Here is a 19,458-nt window from a genome sequence, read left to right on the forward strand (position 1 = left end):
CAGCTCTCCCGTTGCCTTGTTCCGGGACACCGTGGGATCTCTAGGATATTCTCCAGAAACTGTAAGAGGCTGTCTAAAAATAAGTCATTAGTTTTTTGAGGGTTATGTGGATGGCGCACATCACGAGCATAGCGCGGGACATGAGGATGGTTTTTTCATAGTCTTTTGCGAGTCTTCGGTAGTTGATGATCCAGGCGAAGGTTCTTTCCACCACCCAGCGCACCGGAAGGGGCGAGAACCGGTGGGTGTGCCTGCGCGCAATCAGGATCCAGCGGATACGGCCTGAGGCGGTGAAGGGTGGGGTGCCCTCGTAGCCGCCGTCGGCGACAATAGTGCGCACCGAAGGACGGTCCTCCACATCATCACGCAGCACACGGGCACCTGTTTTGTCATGAACAAAAGCCGAAGTAACGCCGGCAGCCATGACCGTTCCCTGCGTATCGACGGCGAGGTGGCGCTTGCGGCCCTTGACCTTTTTTCCGGCATCATAACCTACTTCATCGCCCGATCCGGCAACGGTTTTCACCGACTGGGCATCAATGAGCAGCATCGAAGGCTCGCCGCTTCTGCCTTGACGGCGCCGCAGCTGGATGCCCAGAATATGCAGGGCCTGGTCCAGCACTCCGTAGCGTGCCCACTTGTTCAAATAGTACCATACCAGCCGGTAATCGCCATACTGCGGTGGAAGCGACCGCCATTTGCAGCCGTTTTGCAGCAGGTAGATAATACCGCTCAGGATCACCTGAAGGGAGCGCTTGCGCCGGCGTACCTTCGGCTCAAATATTGTAGCTACTTTATTCCAAAGGGCGTCAGGCACCTGATACAGAGTTTGCATTGTAACCAATGTTTGTTCACCTCTCTATCAGCAAGCAAGACGCCCTTTTCCTTTGGATCAGCTCAAACCAGACATACTGAAAACCAACTAACTAATTTTAGACAGCCTCTAAGCGAAGAACATACTCCGCGCACGCTGCGAAACGCTCCCTGCCCGCTGCGGAAAATAACCCTGCTACTCCTTCGTAAACAGCAGCTCCTTCCCGTGCTGGGTCAGCTTCATGGTCTTCGCCTTCGCGTCGAACTCCAGGGTCACATCGGCCCCGTCGAAGCGGAAGGTTTTGTCGTCCAGGGCATCGAGCAGTATGCTGCCCTGGCCGGTGGCCTCCGCTTCGAGGGTGCCGTCTTTTACGCGGATGGTGATCTTGCGGTGGAAGTTGGGGCAGCTGTAGGTGCCGGCATAAGCCGCCAGCCGCGCGGTGTCGGACGCGGCCGCCAGCGGCGCAGATACGGCGGTAATGACGGAGTTACTCACCGGCACGGAACCGGGCTTCAGCCCTCCGGGCGACTGTGCAAAGAGAACGGGCGAGAGGGCAAAAGCGAAGGCGGCAAGTAAAATTTTTTTCATGGTGGTTTTGGCGCCCCGGTTTAATGATCCGGGTAGCAGCCGGTCGTTAGACGCCGGGTGGAAGCAGTGGGTTACCGGTGAGTGGGTGTTTCCTGCGAAGGTTTTCTCGCAGAGCGCGCGAAACGCTCTGCGCCCTCTGCGAGAAGTCGCCCGAACAGCACCACCTGAGCTTGCCGAAGACGCCCGTCCCTAACTTTCCGCAAACTTTTAACCATGCAACTCCGCCCCCTCGGCCATACTTCTTTCCGCGTCGCGCCGCTGGCCCTTGGCACCAACGTCTTTGGCTGGACCGTCAGCGAATCCGAATCCTTTCCCATCCTCGACGCCTTCGTGGATGCGGGCCTGCAGCTCATTGATACGGCCGATTCTTATTCCACCTGGGTGCCCGGCAACAAGGGCGGTGAGTCGGAGACCATCATCGGCCACTGGCTCGCGCAGGGCGGGCGTCGCCACAAGATCGTGCTCGCCACAAAGGTGGGCTCCGATATGGGCGAAGGCAAGCGCCTCGACAAAGCCTACGTGAAGCGCGCCTGCGAGGCTTCGCTGCGCCGCCTCCGCACCGACGTGATCGACCTTTACCAGGCCCACTTCGATGATGAAAGCCTGCCCGTCAGCGAGCCCCTTGAAGCCTTCGATGAATTGATCCGCGAGGGCAAGGTGAAGGCCATCGGCGCCTCCAACTTCAGCCCGGCGCGCCTGCGCGAGGCGATCGGTTATTCGAAGGCCAACGGCCTGCCGGTGTACAGCGTGCTGCAGCCCGAATACAACCTTTATGCGCGGGAGCGCTTCGAAACCGAGTACCTGCCCATCGTGCGGGAGCACGGGATGGGTGTGATCAACTACTATGCGCTGGCCTCCGGTTTTCTTTCGGGTAAATACCGCAAGCCCGAAGACGCGGCCAAGAGCCCGCGCGGTGGCGGTATCGTAGGCAAGTACCTCAACGACCGCGGCCTTCGCATCCTGGCGGCGCTCGACAGCGTGGCGGCGCGCTACGGATCCGATCCCGCCACCATAGCCCTCGCCTGGACGATGGCCCAGCCCGGCATCACGGCGCCCATCGCCAGTGCCACCGGCACGATGCAGCTGCAGGAGCTGCTGCGGTCCGTAGAACTACGGCTCGACGAGGCGGCGCTGCAGGAGCTGAAGGAGGCGAGCAACTATTAAAACACAAAGCCGGGATCCAAGATCCCGGCTTTTGCATATAAGAGACATGCGATTTATTGCTTCACCACTTTCGTGCTGAAGGTCTGTCCCCCGGCCTGGACACGCACCCAGTATGCCGCCCCCGGCAGGTGGCTGATGGGTAGCGCGACCAGGTTCAGGCCGCGACGCAACGATACACGGGCCTGTGTTACAAGCGTGCCGTCCATCGCCCGTATTTCTACAGGAACCTTGTTGTAGGTCCGGTCGCTCTCCACGCGGAGCTGCAGCACATTGCCCGCCGGGTTGGGCGCGGCTACGATGGACAGGGTGCGCACTTCGAGGCCGGGCACCGCGGTCGTCACGGCTGTAAACACCGTGGTAAGCTCGTTGTTGGTGATCACCGGCGGGTTGTAGTCGAAATAGATAGCCGCCTTGTTGGCAATCACGTCGCCCGCCGCGATACCGGCGCGGGGCTTCACCGAAAAAGTAATATAGCCGTGGCTGGCCGGCTCGTTGTGCAAGGAGTCGGGGAGGTTGATATAGTCGAAGGCCCACTCCAGCTCGTTGCCATTGGTGACGGTGAGGCGGTAGGCGTGGCTGGCGGCCAGCATTTTGAGGCTCGACGGATCGATGCCGGCGCCGAGGGTGTCGCGTACCACCACGGTGGCCGCGGGGTAGTTGCCCGTATTCTGAAAACGGATCGTATAGGTCAGTGCCTCGCCACCCGCCGCCTGGGCCGTAGAAATACGGCCACCGTGTATTTCGCGCTTGTCGTTGGGATCGTAGGCGCCCAGCACGCGCTGCACCACGGTCATCGAGTCGTTGGCCAGTTCCATCTGCGCGCGGGGCTGCACGATGCGGATGCTGCTGCGCACCGTGTCGCCGAAATTGAGTGCCGGCGGCGGGTTGAACCGGATGATGATGCTGAAGGTGTCCGACTGTAGCGGCTGCAGGTTGAAGTAATTGAAGGTGATGGTGTCGGCAACATTGGTGGCCGGGGTGCGGGAGCTGCGCACGAAGGTGCTGCGGGCCGGCTTTACAAAGCGGAGCGACCCGGAGGAAGAGCCATTGTAAGTCAGGTTGGAGTAGGTTACCAGGTAGGTTGCCTCAAAGCCGGGCCGGGCAAGGGAGAGCGGTGTGAGGGTGGTCGACACATCGAACTTATCCCATTCGGGGGCGGCCGCGAAGTGCAGCGTATCGGAGAAGCTAAAGCCCGGGCGGTTGACCACGTGGTTTCCTCCTGCATCGAGGTTAGCCTCGAGCGAGAGTTCGTAGCGGCCGGTATCCGTATTGATGGTGTAATAGCCTTTGGCGTCGGTGTAGCCGAAGGTGGCGATGCCGTTTGCCTTGCGGGCCACCACTTTCTGGTAAGGCAGGTATTCGTCGCCAGGGTCGCGCGATCCGTTGCCGTTCAGGTCGAGAAACACCGATCCGGTAACGCGGTTGGTGGCGCCGAAGCATCCGTAGAGGATCGAGATATTGTAGATGGATATGTTGGTGAGCTGCGACTGGTGTTCATAGCCCCAGTAATAGGTGCGGTCGCCGCTGGTGCGGAGCAGGCGGTAGTCGCGCATATCGCTGAAGTTGCCGCCGCCGCCGAGGAAGGAGACGGTCAGCGGCCGGCTGCCCAACTCGGTACCATTGGCATAGCTCAGGCGAACCAGGGTCGGTGTGTCGATGATTGAGTTGGAACCTGCCCGGTATGCATAAAAGCTGCTTCCATCGCCTGCGTCGGCAAATGAATAAAGCGCCCCGCCGCGGTGGTTTTCGCGAACCCACAGCAGGTTGCCCAGGGTATCGATCTTAAAGACCCGTGGCGCCGGGGGGGTGGAAGCAAAGCCCGTACAGGATGAAGAGGCGAACAGGAAGCTATTGGCGTTCTGGCGGAGCGGCCGGTAAGTGGAAAGCAAATGCCCCGATGTTTGCGTGTAGGCACTAAGGGGTTGGGTCCAGATCGTTCCCATCGTATCGTTGATCATCGAGATCGAGGGGCCTAGGGGCGTCTGGCAATTATAGGGGTCGCCCAGCGCGAGAAAGAAGTATTTGCCGGGGGTAGCGGGTTCCACCACAAAAGCCGGACGGCCGTAGGTGGTGGATACCGGGATACATTTTTCAAGCAGGACGTTGAAGTTGTTATCCAGTTTCAGGAACTTATAGCTGGATGGATTGTTGGGATCGCACTGGCCTGCGGTGCTGCCGGATTGCGCATAGTAATTGAATTGCGCTGTCATCAGGTAGCCACTGCCGTCACTGAGTGGTGCAAGGCTCATGGGGGAATCTCCCACGCCGTCGGATAGCAAAGATTTTTGTGACAACAGTTGTCCCTGTGCGTTGAATTTGCCGATCCAGATATTGCCGGTGTTGCCGGTATTGCCTGCCACGTCGCCGTCGGTGGAATTGCTGGAGACGGCAAACAGGAAATTGCCGTCATTGGCGCGCTGCAGCAACACAATGCCGCTTTCTACGAGCGAGCCGCCGAAGCTGCGTTTCCAAACTACCTGCCCCATCGAGTCCACCCGGGTCAGCACAACGTCTTGCTGCCGGCCGGCAATAGGGTTATTGGGCTGGCGAATTTCCGATAAGCCGAAGATGTAGCCGCCATCGGGGAGCGCCAACGGGGGAACCGATAGCTCGGTGTTTCCATAGACGATGCCCATGTCGGCATAGTGTCGTTCCCAGCGAACCTGGGGTACCTGTGCCCTTGTGGTCCACGTACCGCATAGGAACAAGATGAGCAGCAGCAATTGGTTTGGCTTCATAAAGCGGTTTGGTTAGTTAGGCAGACAGCAGGCAGCAGGGTTCTGCTGCCCGGCCGTCTAAATATACGGAGGCTGGCAAAATTCTGCTTTGCGGCGGCTCATCCCATAAATCCGGCCGCTCCCCACATTTTGCCCCGATGTGCTTCGCGCTTTGCGCCTTTCGCACGAACTTCATCACCATGAAAGCGAATCAACTTCTTTTCGCCGTCCTGATGGCCTTCCAGGGCCTCGCCTGCGGCGCCCAGGGCAGCCGCACCTCCATCAGCAACCATAACGGAGAAACGCAGATCATCATCGAAAACAACAAGGAAGACCTTGACCTTACCTATAAGGGCGAGCTCGTGTTCAACGAGGCCGAGACGGCGATCGAGCGGCTTACGCCGGGCTCGCGCCTGCGCTTCCGCAACGGCGACAACAAGCTCGAAGTATCGGCCGACGCTTCGGGCGCCCTGCAATACCGCTGCAACGGCGGCACGGCCAGCGCGCAGCTGTCGGCCGGATGCGCGCCCCTGATGAAGCAGCTCGTCGACCTCGTGATCCGCAGCGGCGCAGGCGCCAAAGAGCGCGCCGCCCGCATCTATGCAAAAGGAGGCTTCAACACCCTGATGAAAGAAGTGGACCGCCTGCCCGGCGATTACGTCCGCAGCCTGTACCTCAAGGCAGCCATGGAGCAGCCCGCGCTTACGCCCGACAACTGGTCGTCACTGGCGGGCCGTATCCGCACCATCGAATCCGATTATGAAAAAGGCGTGCTCCTGAAGAAGCTGCTGGAAAGCCCCGCCGCCGCCGCCACCGCGCTGCCCGCTGTCTTCGACGCAGCTTCTACGATGGGCTCCGACTACGAGAAGGCCAATGTGCTGCAGGCCGCCTTCCGCCAGAAGGTCGACGCTTCCTGGTATCCCAAAGTGATGACGGTGGCCACCTCCATCAAGTCGGACTATGAGAAGGCGCGCGTGCTGAAGGCCGCCGCTGTCAGCCCCGGCATCGCTCCCGACGCCCTGCTGCCCGTAGCCGCCACCATCGGCTCCGATTATGAAAAGGCCGGCGTGCTCAAAATGCTGGCCGATAAAGCCGGAAATAACGAAGCCTTCTGGCTTTCGCTGCTCAACACCGCTCGCGGTATTCAATCCGATTACGAAAAAGCCGGTGTGCTGATCCAGGCGGCGAAGCGCATGCCGCGCACCCAGAAAGTGGTGGCCGAATACCGCAAGACAGCCGCCACCATTCAGTCGGAGTACGAGCTTGGACGCGCTACCAAGGCGATCGGCACGGAAGCGTGAGGAAAAATGAATATCGAATAACGAATAAGGAATATCGAATATCGAAGTGGCAAAGCCCGGGTGATTGTGCCCGGGCTTTGCTTGTTCGATACTTAATGTTCAATGCGCAATGTTCAATTGGGTTAGTACTTGTGCCTTGAAAATTGATCGTTGATTATTGAATATTCTCTTCATCCGTGTACACGCCCCACCAGTTGTCAGGGAAGGTGGCGATGCCTTCTTCGAGATGGTAAGGAAAGGTGTACTGCACCTGTCTTTTGGCGAGGCCGTGCCAGGTGTCGAGCACAACGGCGTCGGTGCCTTCGGGATAATTTTCGCCGGTGACCCGTGCATCCCAGGCAATGGCCCAGGCGGTGGCGCTGCCCTGCGCTACGAGCTTGCCGAAAACTTTTTGGTATTGCGCAATGACCGCTGCGCTCTCCGGCTGCTCGTTGCCTTCATAAACGCCAAGGGGTACCAGACCGCCGCTGACATCGAGATACGCACCTACCGGAAAGAACTCGCCATACTTTTCAATGAGGTCGGCACAAAAACCGACCAGGTATTGGATCAGCTCGTTGAGGTCCTGCTCGATGCGGGCTTCGTTTGGTTGGTTGGACATCGGGTAAAGATAGTCGGGAAAGAGCGACGTGCTTCGTCGTGCTCCATCGTGCCCTACAGGATCAGCATGCCTTTGGCGGACGCTTTGCGCCACGTTTTTCCGTCGGAATAAAAAACTGCGAGCAGTACGGCCCACTGGTCGCTCCATTGCGGGTCGGCAGACCGAAGGATGATGGCGGCCGACAGGAAGGCATAGCGTCTGTCGGTGCTGTACACAGGCTCCGAAATTTCAATCCGCAGGGGCGCTGCTTTTGCTTTCGCAGAAGTTGCGTAGCCTGCGCCCGACAGCCTTAGCGGGCGGGGACGCGCATTTCCAACTGCCCGCTGCAAGGCTTGCATTTCAGGTAAGGTGGAGATGTATCCGGGGAACTCCTCCGGCACAAAGCGGTTAAAGGGATGGTGTTCATCGCGCCGCCACTGCAGCAGCGTGGCGTAGGTGGCGGTATCAAGACCATTGATCCAGAAGGGCCCGGCGCACCACGCTATGGTGCTATCTGCCACCACGAGTGTCCGGGGTAGTTTCCACCCTGATGATTTCAGGAACTCAAAGTTAGACCGGTCGGAGAGCAGCAGCCGGAACAGGGTGCTGTCCTGCGCCATAGCGACGGAGCCGCACAGCAACAGCAGCAGGAGCTGGAGTTTTCGCATCGCATTCTATTTGGTAGGTATGAAGATAGCTTTCCGGCTTTTTGCCGCGGCGGTGCTCAGGAGGCGTTTGTTGGTTTTAGCCTACTTTCGGCTTTGCCGCAACGCAATCGTGACGGCGCAACCCTTAGCCTGCATGAAACAGAAAGCGGAGACGGATCCTCAACCCAAAAGCCTGTTCGGAAACGACGATGCGCGCTTCCGCAACCTGATACAACAGTCGTCGGCGGTCATCGCCGTGTTGCTGGGCGAGGAGTTGCGCATAGCCGAGGCCAACCCGGCGGCGCTGGAGCTCTGGCAGGTCGGCAGCGAAGTCATCGGCGAGCCGATCTTTGAGGTACTCCCGGAATTGCGCACGCAAGGTTTTCCCGAGTTGATGCGGCAGGTGCTGCATACGGGCATCCCGTACCGCGGCACTCAGTTGCCTACCCGCTTCGAGCGACCCGGCGGCGTGGCCGACACCCGCTACTTCAATACGGAATACACGCCGTTTTACGAGCAGGACACCATCACCGGCGTTATGCTGCTTGCTACCGATGTTACCGGACAGGTGCTGGCCCGCCAGCAACGCAGCATCGCCGAAGACGAGGTGCAGTCGGCTATTGCCGCCGCCGACCTGGGCTACTGGAACGTCGATCCGCGCAACTTCACTCTCAAGAGCAACCGCCGCACCCGCGAGCTCTTCGGGCTGCCGGCCGACCAGGAAGATGTAGACATGAAGTTCGCCATCGCGGCGATACACGACGACGACCGCGACCGCGTAGTGGCCGCCATCACGCGCACCATTACCGACCCGGCGCACAGCAACTACGATATCGAGTACCGCGTCGTTCATCCCGAAGACGGCGGCACCCGTTATGTGCGGGCCATCGGCAAATCCTATTTCGACAATGGGGTGGCTTACCGCTTCAGCGGCACCATACAGGACATCACCCGCAAGAAGCTGGCGGAAGAAAGGCTCCGCGCTTCCGAGCAGCGCTTCGGCGCGGCCATTTCCGCGGTGCAGGGCGTACTCTGGACCAACAATGCCGAAGGCAGGATGGTGGGCGAGCAGCCCGGCTGGTCGGCGCTCACCGGGCAGACGCAGGCCGAGTACGAAGGCTTCGGCTGGGCCACGGCCGTGCACCCCGACGACGCGCAGCCTACCGTGGAGGCCTGGACGGACGCCGTGCGCGCGAAAAAGAAGTTCGTTTTTGAGCACCGTCTCCGGCGCCGCGACGGCAGCTGGGGACGCTATTCGATACAGGCCATCCCCATCCTTTCCGATGACGGGTCGATACGCGAATGGGTAGGTGTGCACACCGACATCACCGAGCAGCGGGCCGCCGAAGAGGCGCTCCGGAACTCGGAGGCGCAGCTGCGGCTGCTCGCCGACTTCATGCCACAGATCGTGTGGGCCACCGACGCTACGGGCTACCATGATTTCTTCAACCAGCGCTGGTACGAGTTTACCGGCCTCAGCTATGAGCAAACGAAAGGCGAAGGCTGGTCGCTGGTGCTGCACCCCGAGGATGTAGCGCGCACCCAGCTGGTATGGCACCACTGCCTCGACACCGGTGCTTATTACGAGGTGGAATACCGGATGCGCCGTGCCGACGGCGAATATCGCTGGCTGCTGGCACGGGCAACGCCGGTACGCAACGACGAGGGCATCATCGTCCGCTGGTTTGGCACCTGCACCGACATTCACGACCAGAAAGCCTTTGCCAATACACTGGAGCGGCTGGTGGCGGAACGTACCGTAGAACTACAACGCTCCAATGACGACCTGCAGCAGTTCGCCCATGTGGCCTCGCACGACCTGAAGGAGCCGGTGCGCAAGATCGCCACCTTCGAAAGCCGCCTCTCCCACGAGTTCGGCGCCGAGCTTCCGGAGCGGGCGAAGGCCTATCTCGAAAAGATCCGCAACGCGGCCCGCCGCATGTATACAATGATCGAGGGCGTGCTCCGTTATTCGTCCATCAGTGAGGGCGAGCAGGCTGCCGGGCAGGTAGATCTCAACGAGATCATTGCCCAGATCCGTTCCGACCTCGAAGTGTTGATCGCCGACAAAGAAGCCCGCATTGAAGCAGGGCCCCTGCCGGTGCTTCCCGGCTCATCGACGCTGCTCTACCAGCTTTTTTACAACATTCTCAACAACGCGCTCAAGTTTGCGGCGCCGGGCCGCCCGCTGCAGGTGCGCATCAGCGCCGAAGCGTTGCCGGGCGCCACGCGCATCTCGGTTGCCGACAACGGCATCGGCTTCTCGCCTGCCAACCGCGAGCGCATCTTCAAGACCTTTACCCGCCTGCATCCCAAAGACCGCTACGAAGGCACGGGCCTCGGCCTCGCGCTTTGCCAGAAGATCGTGAGCCGGCACGGGGGCACCATCAGCGCCGAAGGCCAGGAAGGGGAGGGGGCTACGTTTATTGTTACGCTGCCGCTGCAGGCACGCTGAAAACCGGAAACGTCCAGAGCCTCGCGACGCGAGGCTCTGGACGTCATTGCGAGCGTAGCAAACTCCCTGACCTGAAGACTGACTGTAACCAGCAGAAGCTTCGATTCAAAGGTGTTTACGTCTGCGACCACCCTGCGGAAATTTGGAGTTTGCTTCGCTTCGCTCGCAATGACGATTATGCGGGGAAAAATCCCATAAAATCCTGTTCTTTTTCCCATGGCGGCGCCTGCCGGGGATTCTAGCTTGCGGTAAAAGAACCGATCATGCAAGAGAATATTCCCGGTGTATACAACTACTGCGACCGCTGGTGCGAGCGATGCCCGTTTACGGCGCGCTGCGCGGTGTTCGGGATGGATCGCGACCTCGACGCCGGGGCATCAGACCCGGAGGACGCGCAGTTTGCCGAAGCGATCTCCTCCCGCCTCACCGGTGCGCTGACACTGCTGCAGGAGGCCGCCGGGCGCTGGGGGCTGGAGCTGGAAGAGCCCACGCCCGAAGAAGCGGCAGCCTGCGCGGCACGGGAGGCATCCATCGAAGAAGCGCTCGACGGCAGCCCCCTGTTGGAGGCCTGCACCGAATTTGCCGATACCGTAGAATTACTGTTTGCCGACCTTGAAGCCTGGGACAGCCAGGGCCGTGAGCTTGCCCGCGCGGCCGCCCTCGGCATCAAAACCATCGACGAAGGCCTGGCCGAGATCGAGCTGCTTGCCGACTGCCGCCATGTGCTGGGCTGGTACCAGTATTTTATCGGCGTGAAGTTTCGCCGCGCGCTGCATGGCCGGTATTCCCATGATGAAGAGGACATGGGACTGCAGTGTGATTCCAACGGCTCGGCGAAGGTGGCACTCCTGGCGGTAGATCGCTCGCGCCTCGCGCTGACCACCCTGCTCCGCCTGTTTTCAAATGAAGACCGCATACTCGGACTGCTCGGCCTGCTCGGGCGCATCGAGCGCCTTGGGCGGGAAGCTTTTCCGGACGCCGAACACTTTTGCCGCCCGGGCTTCGACGAACAGCCCGCAATTGCCAACGTGTAACCCAAACCCCTGCTTATGCATACTTATATCGACGGTATTTACTGCTATTGCGATCATTGGTGCGAGCGCTGTTCCTTTACGGAGCGCTGCGCGGTATTCACGGGTACGCGGCTCCAGCCCGATGGCGACCCGGCCAGCCCGGAGTTCTGGCAGCAGGCCCTCGCTCATTTTGCTGCCACGCACGCAGGTCTTGCCGGCGAAGCGCTGGAACTGGATATTGATGTGCGGCCGCCTACCGAGGCGGAACTCGAGGCCGCGGAACAGCGGCAGGCGCTGATCGATGCGCGCCTCAGCGTGGAGCCCTTGCTTCGCCTGGCCGGTGCCTGGCAGGCGCAGCTCCTGGCACTGATGGAAGACACGCCTTACTGGCGGCGCCTCGCCCGCGCGGCCGCGCAACAGGCAACACTCGGCATCCGATCCCCGGATGCGGCGATGCGCGAAGCGGGTGAAGTGACCGAATACCTCCATGCGCTCCGTCGTTATGCCGAAGTGGTGACCGATCGCATCTCAGGTGCGTTGCTTTGCGACTTCGATGAGGCCGAAGGTCTTGCGGGCGGTGTGCCGGAGGGTTTGGTGAAGGTGGCCCTGGTGAGCCTCGATCGCTCACGGGAGGCGCTGTCGGGCCTTTACGGGATCTTCGCCGACGAGGATCGCATGTTGCCGCTCTTCTCCCTGCTCGGGAACCTGGAGCGAGCCATCACAACGGCCTATCCCGGTGCGCGTGCTTTTGTGCGTCCCGGGTTCGACGAGGCGCCGCCGTTGCTGGCAGCGAGCTGAGCCTGCGGTCTTCGGGGCTTACCCGGTGGCCAGCGGGCGCCGGCAGCGGAAGGTCAGCCAAAGCGATAGTCCGAGAATAGCAGCCTGCGTGACCAGGCCTGCCAGCTGCATCGCCTGCGGGTGATCGGGTATTCCCGCCTTCCACAGCGACCGGTAGCCCGGAAAGCCGCCTGCCAATGCCTGCATCACGTTGACGCCGAAGTGCAGTCCGGTAGGGAGGGCGATTCCGCCGCTCCTGGCCGCCGCGATGCCGAAGAGGAAGGACCAGACGCCGGGGCCTGCCAGGGCCTGAAGCGGGTGCCAGCCCGAAGCCATGTGGTAGACCGCAAAAGCGACGGCCACGATCAGCTGGGCGACGGGCAGCCCGTAGCGCTCTTCCAACAGGCGGAACGGGTAGCCGCGAAAAGCGATCTCTTCCATCCAGGCGAGGAACAACAGTGCCAGGTAGGGGAGGAGTTCCAGGGCACTGAAAGGTGCATGCGTACGGTAAAGCCCCGCGCCGCCGGTGCCGTACACCACGAGGAACAGGAGGGCGGTAAGCAAAAGCCCGGCGGCAAAGCCGGCAACGGCCAAGCCCGGCTGACGCCTTGCGGAAGTAACGACTGTCGCCCTTGAAGCAAACAGGTAGCAGCAGGCACCGGCGGCGATCATCCCTTGCAGCCCATACACGAAGCGTTCGTAAGCCGGGGGAAAGAACGGCTTGATCATACTGCCCTGCAGGAAAAGGAGTATTACAAACAGGGTCCAGAAGAGTGCTGCCCGGGCCAGCGGGTTTCGGGGGCGCGATAGCGGAAGGGGCATGTTAGCAATTTACCGGTGAAAGGCAAAGTAGGGCTTTTCTCCGACCTTTCGGCCGGGCTGAAACGTTTCACGGGCTAGCGCGGACGAAGAGCCCGGTGGCTTGGGCAGGTAGCTGATTGTCAATACTTTCGGCCAGGGGCTGGGGTTACAGAACCCATTTTTTAGGGAGTGATTCGGATGGATCCGGGCCGCAAACCATTCTACGAAAACGTTCGTCCTTGCATTCCGTCAATTCATCCCCGAATCTTCCCAATCATACACATTTAGGATGGTCACCCAATGGCATTGGGTCAAGTTTACGACACATTTCGTAAAACCATTCCAGCCTGACCAAACCACTTGTTATGAAGAAGACCTCTAACCTCCGTCGACTCCTGCTGCTCCTTTGCGCCCAGCTGACCGTCGTCCTTGCTTTTGCCCAGGGCAGCATCAACGGCACCGTGAAGGACAGCACCAGTGCCAAAGGCCTGCAGTATGCCACCATCGAGCTCTTTGCAGCCGCCGACCCGGCCAAGGCCGTGAAAAGCGGGTACACCAATGATAAGGGCCGCTTTAATATTACCGGTCTCGACAGCGGCCGCTACCTCGTGATCATCTCCCACACCGGCTTTGGCGAACGCCAGCAAACGGTGAACGTGGGCAGGAACGAAGCGGTAGCCATAGGCGAGGTGAGCCTCGGCGCCGTACCCAAGGAAATGCAGGGTGTGGTGGTGAAGATGCGGAAGCCGCTGATCGAATCGTCGGACGATAAGATCTCCTATAATGTCGCCAACGACCCCGTGGCCAAGACGGAAACCGCTATCGACATCCTCCGCCGCACGCCTTATGTGAGCGTGGACGGCGACGGCAACGTAACGGTCAACGGGCAGAGCAACTTCAAGGTGCTGCTCAACGGCCGCGAAACAGCCATGTTTGCCCAGAACGTGAAGGAGGCGCTCAAGGGCTTCCCCGGCGCGCTCATCACCAGGATCGAAGTGATCACTTCGCCCTCGGCCAAGTATGATGCCGAAGGTGTGGGCGGCATCATCAACATCATCACCGCCAAGAAGGTGGTGGGTTACAACGGCTCTGTCAATACCTATTATACCAGCACCGGCTGGTGGAATGCCAATGCCAACATCTCTGCCAAGTACGGCAAGCTGGGCTTCACCCTGTATTACGGCTCGGGCGGCGGTGTGAACATACCCGGTATCAACCGCACCACCACCACCAGCTTCGATCCGAATGCCCGTTATGCGAAGCGCGAGCTGTTCGGCAAGCGCTACAGCAACAACTTCTGGAATTTCGGCAACGCGGAGATCAACTATGAGCTCGACTCACTCAACACCGTAAGTGTGTACGGCAATATCTCGGGTGGCAAGGGCCGCCGCTCGCTCGACCAGACCATCACCACGTCTTACGCCGATGGCCGCCCGGATTCGATGAGCCTCTACATGGAAAACGCCCGCAACGAATATCCCACCAAGAGCGTCGGCGCCGACTACGTACGCAAGTTTGCCAATAACAAGGAGCGTGAGTTCAGCCTGCGCTTTAACGGCGAGTTCGGCACCAGCAACTCGTTCAATGACGCCGTGACGGACAACCCGGTTGCCAGCGACCGCTACGTGGTGAACAACAGTGAGGCCATGAACCGCCAGTATACGCTGCAGGCCGACTACGTGCACCCGATGAAAAAAGACATGAAGATCGAAGGCGGTGTCAAGACGATCCTGCGCCGCGCTTCTTCCGACTTCGAAAGCCTCGACCGCACGTCGGCGGTGGAGTCGTACAAGACCAACCCGGCCAACACCGACTTCTTCAACTACAACCAGGAGGTGTACAGCGCCTATGCCTCGTACAGCTTCAAGGTGAAGAAGGTGAGCTTCCGGGTGGGCGGCCGCTTCGAGCACACCGATGTAGACGGCAACTTCACGTCGGGCGCCACCCGCGTGCAGCAGGCCTACAATAACTTCCTCCCGAACGTGCAGATCAGCACCAAGGTGGGGCAGACCAACCTCGTATTCAACTTCAGCCAGCGGATCCAGCGTCCGTTCATCTGGAACCTGAATCCCTTCCGGATCAACAACGACTCGTTCAACGTCACCTTTGGCAACCCCGGCCTGCAGCCGCAGCTGATCCACAGTGCTTCGATCGCGGCCCGCGTAAGCAAGGGAAGCACCTTCTTCGGTCTCACCCTCAACGGCACGTACAGCGACAATATGATCGTGCAATACGCTACGTTCGACCCGGCCACCGGGGTTACCAGCACTACGAGCGGCAACCTGGGCAAGGAAACCGGCCTTAACCTCAGCGGTAACGTCAACGCCAAACTCTCCGAAAAATGGAACGTGTCGGTTAACGGTAACGTGCGCTGGTCGCAGGTGGAAAGCCGCGCCGATGCCCGGCAGAAGGCCAGCGGCTTCGGCGGAAATGCCAACCTCAACAGTAACTTTAACTGGAGCAAGAAGATCTACAGCTACGCTTACGCCGGCTATTTTAAGAACGCTGTAACCTTCCAGACCAACTACGCGTTGAACCTCTGGTACGGGATTGGTACAGGAGTAAAACTGTGGAACGATAAGTTCAACGTCTCGCTCGGTATCTCCAACTTCTTTGAGAAGGACCGCGACTACCGCAACGTGACCACGGCCCCGAACTTCCAGACCGTAAGCGTATCGACGCTGCCCAACCGCGGCTTCTCGCTCGGTCTCACCTGGAACTTCGGCAAGATGACCGAGAACGTATCGAAGAAGAAAGGCGTCACCAACGATGACCTCGTGGGCGGCTCCGGCGGCGGAAGATAAATGTCAGATCCCGGATCTCAGATCTCAGATTTGGCTTCGCAAACCAGATCGCAGATCTGAGATCTGACATCTGAAATGAATTACGCGTGTTTTTTTAAGTGTTAATAAGCCTTAAGTACAAAGCCCTTTTTTTGGGGCTTTTCTCTTTGAGGGAAAGGCATTGGAAGGGAAAGAAGGTTTTTGAACCGCGAAGAAAAGAAGTCAAAGAAGCGTTACACTAAGAATACGGGTCCCGCCTGGTGGCGGGACTTTTGTTGGCGATGAACCAACGTAAAAGCTTAGCGTAAACCTTAGCCCCTTCTTTCCTTAGCGGTGAAAGACCTTATTATCCTTTGCCTCCTTTCGGGTACGGAAAAGGCCGCCCGGAAAAGGGCCCACCGGGCCACCCGCAAATCAGACATCAGACATCCGACATCCGACATCCTCTTTGTACCTTCGCCCACATTTTCAAGTTTGAACAATGGAAAATCGATATAAAGAGTTCCGCCAGCTCAACCTTCCGGCTATCGAGAAGGACGTGCTGGCCCGCTGGGAGGCCGAACAGGCTTTTCAGAAAAGCGTGGAAGTACGCGAAGGCGCCCAGCCTTTCGTGTTTTATGAAGGTCCGCCGAGCGCCAACGGCATGCCCGGCATCCACCACGTGATTTCCCGTACCCTGAAAGACCTCGTGTGCCGCTACAAGACGATGCAGGGCTTCCAGGTGCAGCGGAAGGGCGGCTGGGATACCCATGGCCTGCCGGTAGAGCTGGGCGTGGAAAAGGAACTCGGCATTACCAAAGAGGATATCGGTAAGAAGATCTCGGTTGCCGAATACAACCAGAAATGCCGCGAGGCCGTGCTCCGCTACAAGCATAAGTGGGACGAGCTGACCACCAAAATGGGCTATTGGGTAGACCTGGAGCACCCTTATATCACCTTCACCAACGAGTATATCGAGAGCCTGTGGTGGTGCCTGAAGGAGCTGTACAACAAGGGCTTCCTTTATAAGAGCGTGTCCATCCAGCCCTATTCGCCGGCAGCCGGCACCGGTCTTTCCTCGCATGAACTCAACCAGCCGGGTACCTACCGCAACGTCAAGGACACCTCGGCCACGGTACTGTTCAAGGCGAAGGACGCCCGCTTTGGCGAAGACCACGGCGACTATTATTATATGGCCTGGACCACCACGCCCTGGACCCTGCCGTCGAACCTCGGTCTTACGGTAGGCCCGAATATCGACTATGTGCTGGTGGAGACCTTCAACCCCTACACCCACGAGCGCCAGAAAGTAGTGCTTGCCAAGGCCCTGCTGCACAAATACTTCAAGCCCGAGGGCGAGAACGGCGACCTCAGCACCGTGGCGCCCGACCAGAAGGTGCTGCCCTGGATGATCGTTGGCGAGCTGAAAGGCAGGGACCTCGAAGGCGCTGAATACGAGCAGTTGCTGCCTTTTGAAGCCAATTCGCTCGAGGCCGTTCAGGCCATCACCCCCGACGCGAAGCCCTGGCGGATCCTGCTGGGCGACTTTGTGACCACCGACGACGGCACCGGCATCGTGCATACAGCCCCGGCCTTTGGCGCGGACGACTACCGCGTGGGCAAAAAATACGGCATCGGCATCCTCACCCTCGTTGACCGCGAAGGCAAATTCGTGGAAGGCGTCGGCCCGTACAGCAACCGCTATATCAAAGATTATAAAAGCGCACCTGACTATGCGGATGTCAACGTCGACATCTCGGTTGACCTCAAAAAGGAAGGCCGCGCGTTTAAAGTAGAGAAATACGAGCACAGCTATCCCCACTGCTGGCGCACCGACAAGCCGGTGGTGTACTACCCGCTTGACGCCTGGTTCATCAAGACCACGGCCGTGCGCGACCGCATGGTGGAGCTCAACAAGACCATCAACTGGAAACCCGCCTCCACCGGCACCGGACGCTTTGGCCAGTGGCTGGAGAATATGGTGGACTGGAACCTGAGCCGCTCCCGCTACTGGGGCACCCCGCTGCCCATCTGGCGCACCGAGGATGGCTCGGAAGAAAAATGCATCGGCTCCATCGAAGAGCTGAATGCCGAGATCCGCAAAGCTTCCGAAGTGCTGGGCGGCGAAACCAACAAGCATTACCTGCACGACGGTATCCTCGACCTCCACAAGCCGTACGTGGACGAGGTGGTGCTGGTGTCTGATTCCGGCAAGCCCATGCGCCGCGAGCCCGACCTCATCGACGTGTGGTTTGACTCGGGTGCGATGCCCTATGCCCAGTGGCACTACCCGTTTGAAAATAGGGAGACGTTCAGGAAGAGCTTCCCCGCCGACTTTATCGCCGAGGGCGTAGACCAGACCCGTGGCTGGTTCTATACGCTTCACGCGCTGGGTGTGATGCTGTTTGACTCCGTGGCCTATAAGACCGTGGTTTCCAACGGCTTGGTGCTCGACAAGAACGGCCAGAAGATGTCGAAGCGCCTAGGCAATGTGGTGGATCCCTTTGCTACGATCGAGCAATATGGCGCCGACGCCACCCGCTGGTACCTCATCACCAATGCCTCGCCCTGGGACAACCTCAAGTTTGACCTGGAAGGCATCAAGGAAGTGCAGCGCAAGTTCTTCGGTACCTTATTTAATACCTATGGCTTCTTCTCACTTTATGCCAACGTGGATGGCTTTACGTATAAAGAGGCCGACATCCCGGTGGCCGAGCGCCCGGAGATCGACCGCTGGATCCTTTCGAGCCTGCAGACCCTGGTAAAAAAGGTGACCGCGGCCCTTGATGAGTATGAACCTACCCAGGCCGGGCGTCTCATCGAGGATTTTGTGGACGAGCACCTGTCCAACTGGTATGTGCGTCTCTGCCGCCGCCGGTTCTGGAAGGGTGAGTACGAAGGCGACAAGATCGCCGCCTACCAGACGCTTTATACGTGCCTGGAGACCGTGGTGCGGCTGATGGCTCCGATCTCGCCCTTCTTCTCCGACGAGCTCTTCCGTGCGCTCAACGCGGTTACGGGGCGATTTGCAGAGGCTTCGGTACACCATGTGCGCTTCCCGGAAGCTAAGGAAGAGCTTGTGGACACCCTGCTGGAAGAGCGGATGAGTGCGGCCCAGGAGGCTTCCTCGCTGATCCTGTCGATCCGCAAAAAGGTCAACATCAAGGTGCGCCAGCCCCTGCAAAAGGCGCTCATCCCGGTATTTAACCCGCTGATGCAGCAACAGTTGCAAAAAGTGGAAGATCTCATCAAGAATGAGGTCAATGTCAAGGAAATGGTATACCTTACCGACACGGAAGGCTTCATCCGCAAGAAGATCAAGCCCAACTTCATCGCCCTTGGCAAAAAGCTCGGCCCTAAAATGAAGGCCGTGTCGACTGCCCTGGGCGGCCTCGACCAGCACCAGATCGTACTTTTTGAAAAAGAAGGCCGTTATAACCTGGAACTGGAAGGTGGGGAGCTGGTAGAATTATTGCTGAGTGAGGTAGAGATCACTTCTGAGGACATCCCGGGCTGGTCGGTGGCCAGCAAAGGAGCCCTCACCGTGGCGCTGGACATCCAGGTGACACCCGAGCTGGAACAGGAAGGCAACGCCCGCGAGTTCGTCAACCGGATCCAGAAGATCCGCAAGGACAGCGGCTTTGAAGTGACCGACCGCATTGAGGTGCAGGTAGCCGCCGAGGGCGGGCTGGCCGACTCATTAGCGAAATTTAATGACTATATTCGCGCCGAAATTGGGGCCGATAAGCTGGAGATCTTACCCGGCTTGTCTGGTGGTACCGAAATCGAGGTGAATGATAAGACCCTCAGCGTCAATGTTTTAAAAAAGGGGTAAACCA

Annotated in this window: 13 protein-coding genes; 7 read left to right on the forward strand and 6 right to left on the reverse strand. The window is 59.3% G+C overall.

Going from position 1 to position 19,458, the window contains the following annotated elements:
- Positions 1-73 precede the first annotated feature (73 nt).
- Both EPD60_RS12650 and EPD60_RS12655 read right to left on the reverse strand, forming a co-directional pair.
- A complete protein-coding gene (locus EPD60_RS12650; RefSeq protein ID WP_131449870.1) occupies positions 74-835 on the reverse strand; it encodes an IS5 family transposase in 762 nt (253 codons plus the stop codon).
- A 174-nt stretch (positions 836-1,009) separates the two neighbouring features.
- Complete coding sequence (locus EPD60_RS12655; RefSeq protein WP_131449872.1) at positions 1,010-1,402, reverse strand: DUF3471 domain-containing protein; 393 nt, start codon at positions 1,400-1,402, stop codon at positions 1,010-1,012.
- Between the two features lie 213 nt (positions 1,403-1,615).
- On the opposite strand from EPD60_RS12655, the gene EPD60_RS12660 reads away from it, so the two are divergent.
- Complete coding sequence (locus tag EPD60_RS12660; protein WP_131449874.1) at positions 1,616-2,566, forward strand: aldo/keto reductase; 951 nt, start codon at positions 1,616-1,618, stop codon at positions 2,564-2,566.
- Positions 2,567-2,619: 53 nt separating this feature from the next.
- Here EPD60_RS12660 and EPD60_RS12665 read toward each other — a convergent pair whose 3' ends face one another.
- Positions 2,620-5,304: a DUF7619 domain-containing protein gene (locus EPD60_RS12665; protein ID WP_131449876.1), complete on the reverse strand. Its 2,685-nt coding sequence runs from the start codon at positions 5,302-5,304 to the stop codon at positions 2,620-2,622.
- A gap of 179 nt (positions 5,305-5,483) precedes the next feature.
- On the opposite strand from EPD60_RS12665, the gene EPD60_RS12670 reads away from it, so the two are divergent.
- On the forward strand, positions 5,484-6,584 hold the full coding sequence (locus tag EPD60_RS12670; RefSeq protein ID WP_131449878.1) for a hypothetical protein: 1,101 nt from the start codon (positions 5,484-5,486) through the stop codon (positions 6,582-6,584).
- Between the two features lie 154 nt (positions 6,585-6,738).
- Here EPD60_RS12670 and EPD60_RS12675 read toward each other — a convergent pair whose 3' ends face one another.
- Together EPD60_RS12675 and EPD60_RS12680 are read right to left on the reverse strand one after the other, a co-directional pair.
- Positions 6,739-7,185, reverse strand: a complete 447-nt coding sequence (locus EPD60_RS12675) for a hypothetical protein (protein ID WP_131449880.1) — start codon at positions 7,183-7,185, stop codon at positions 6,739-6,741.
- A 53-nt stretch (positions 7,186-7,238) separates the two neighbouring features.
- Complete coding sequence (locus EPD60_RS12680) at positions 7,239-7,832, reverse strand: hypothetical protein (RefSeq protein WP_165871535.1); 594 nt, start codon at positions 7,830-7,832, stop codon at positions 7,239-7,241.
- 133 nt (positions 7,833-7,965) lie between these two features.
- Here EPD60_RS12680 and EPD60_RS12685 point away from each other — a divergent pair, with 133 nt between their 5' ends.
- From EPD60_RS12685 to EPD60_RS12695, 3 genes are all read left to right on the forward strand, one after another.
- Entirely contained in the window at positions 7,966-10,266 is a 2,301-nt protein-coding gene (locus EPD60_RS12685) for a PAS domain S-box protein (protein WP_165871536.1), read from the forward strand.
- Between the two features lie 263 nt (positions 10,267-10,529).
- Complete coding sequence (locus EPD60_RS12690; protein WP_131449885.1) at positions 10,530-11,300, forward strand: hypothetical protein; 771 nt, start codon at positions 10,530-10,532, stop codon at positions 11,298-11,300.
- A gap of 15 nt (positions 11,301-11,315) precedes the next feature.
- The gene (locus EPD60_RS12695) at positions 11,316-12,077 is read left to right on the forward strand and encodes a hypothetical protein (RefSeq protein ID WP_131449887.1); all 762 of its coding nucleotides are present in this window, start codon (positions 11,316-11,318) and stop codon (positions 12,075-12,077) included.
- A gap of 18 nt (positions 12,078-12,095) precedes the next feature.
- Here EPD60_RS12695 and EPD60_RS12700 read toward each other — a convergent pair whose 3' ends face one another.
- Positions 12,096-12,878 (reverse strand): CPBP family intramembrane glutamic endopeptidase, encoded by a 783-nt coding sequence (locus tag EPD60_RS12700; RefSeq protein WP_131449889.1) that lies wholly within the window; start codon positions 12,876-12,878, stop codon positions 12,096-12,098.
- A gap of 344 nt (positions 12,879-13,222) precedes the next feature.
- Here EPD60_RS12700 and EPD60_RS12705 point away from each other — a divergent pair, with 344 nt between their 5' ends.
- Both EPD60_RS12705 and ileS read left to right on the forward strand, forming a co-directional pair.
- Positions 13,223-15,661: an outer membrane beta-barrel family protein gene (locus EPD60_RS12705; protein WP_131449891.1), complete on the forward strand. Its 2,439-nt coding sequence runs from the start codon at positions 13,223-13,225 to the stop codon at positions 15,659-15,661.
- A 460-nt stretch (positions 15,662-16,121) separates the two neighbouring features.
- A complete protein-coding gene (gene ileS / locus EPD60_RS12710) occupies positions 16,122-19,454 on the forward strand; it encodes an isoleucine--tRNA ligase (RefSeq protein WP_131449892.1) in 3,333 nt (1,110 codons plus the stop codon).
- Positions 19,455-19,458: the final 4 nt, after the last annotated feature.

This window comes from Flaviaestuariibacter flavus (assembly GCF_004337505.1).
GTDB classification, from domain to species: Bacteria; Bacteroidota; Bacteroidia; order Chitinophagales; family Chitinophagaceae; genus Flavisolibacter; species Flavisolibacter flavus.

Excerpts from the sequence above, each read along its gene's own strand:
- EPD60_RS12650 (WP_131449870.1), bottom strand. The coding sequence starts at position 835 with ATGCAAACTCTGTATCAGGTGCCTGACGCCCTTTGGAATAAAGTAGCT.
- EPD60_RS12700 (WP_131449889.1), bottom strand. The coding sequence starts at position 12,878 with ATGCCCCTTCCGCTATCGCGCCCCCGAAACCCGCTGGCCCGGGCAGCA.
- ileS (WP_131449892.1), top strand. The coding sequence starts at position 16,122 with ATGGAAAATCGATATAAAGAGTTCCGCCAGCTCAACCTTCCGGCTATC.
- EPD60_RS12680 (WP_165871535.1), bottom strand. The coding sequence starts at position 7,832 with ATGCGAAAACTCCAGCTCCTGCTGCTGTTGCTGTGCGGCTCCGTCGCT.
- EPD60_RS12655 (WP_131449872.1), bottom strand. The coding sequence starts at position 1,402 with ATGAAAAAAATTTTACTTGCCGCCTTCGCTTTTGCCCTCTCGCCCGTT.
- EPD60_RS12660 (WP_131449874.1), top strand. The coding sequence starts at position 1,616 with ATGCAACTCCGCCCCCTCGGCCATACTTCTTTCCGCGTCGCGCCGCTG.
- EPD60_RS12690 (WP_131449885.1), top strand. The coding sequence starts at position 10,530 with ATGCAAGAGAATATTCCCGGTGTATACAACTACTGCGACCGCTGGTGC.
- EPD60_RS12695 (WP_131449887.1), top strand. The coding sequence starts at position 11,316 with ATGCATACTTATATCGACGGTATTTACTGCTATTGCGATCATTGGTGC.
- EPD60_RS12670 (WP_131449878.1), top strand. The coding sequence starts at position 5,484 with ATGAAAGCGAATCAACTTCTTTTCGCCGTCCTGATGGCCTTCCAGGGC.
- EPD60_RS12685 (WP_165871536.1), top strand. The coding sequence starts at position 7,966 with ATGAAACAGAAAGCGGAGACGGATCCTCAACCCAAAAGCCTGTTCGGA.
- EPD60_RS12705 (WP_131449891.1), top strand. The coding sequence starts at position 13,223 with ATGAAGAAGACCTCTAACCTCCGTCGACTCCTGCTGCTCCTTTGCGCC.
- EPD60_RS12665 (WP_131449876.1), bottom strand. The coding sequence starts at position 5,304 with ATGAAGCCAAACCAATTGCTGCTGCTCATCTTGTTCCTATGCGGTACG.
- EPD60_RS12675 (WP_131449880.1), bottom strand. The coding sequence starts at position 7,185 with ATGTCCAACCAACCAAACGAAGCCCGCATCGAGCAGGACCTCAACGAG.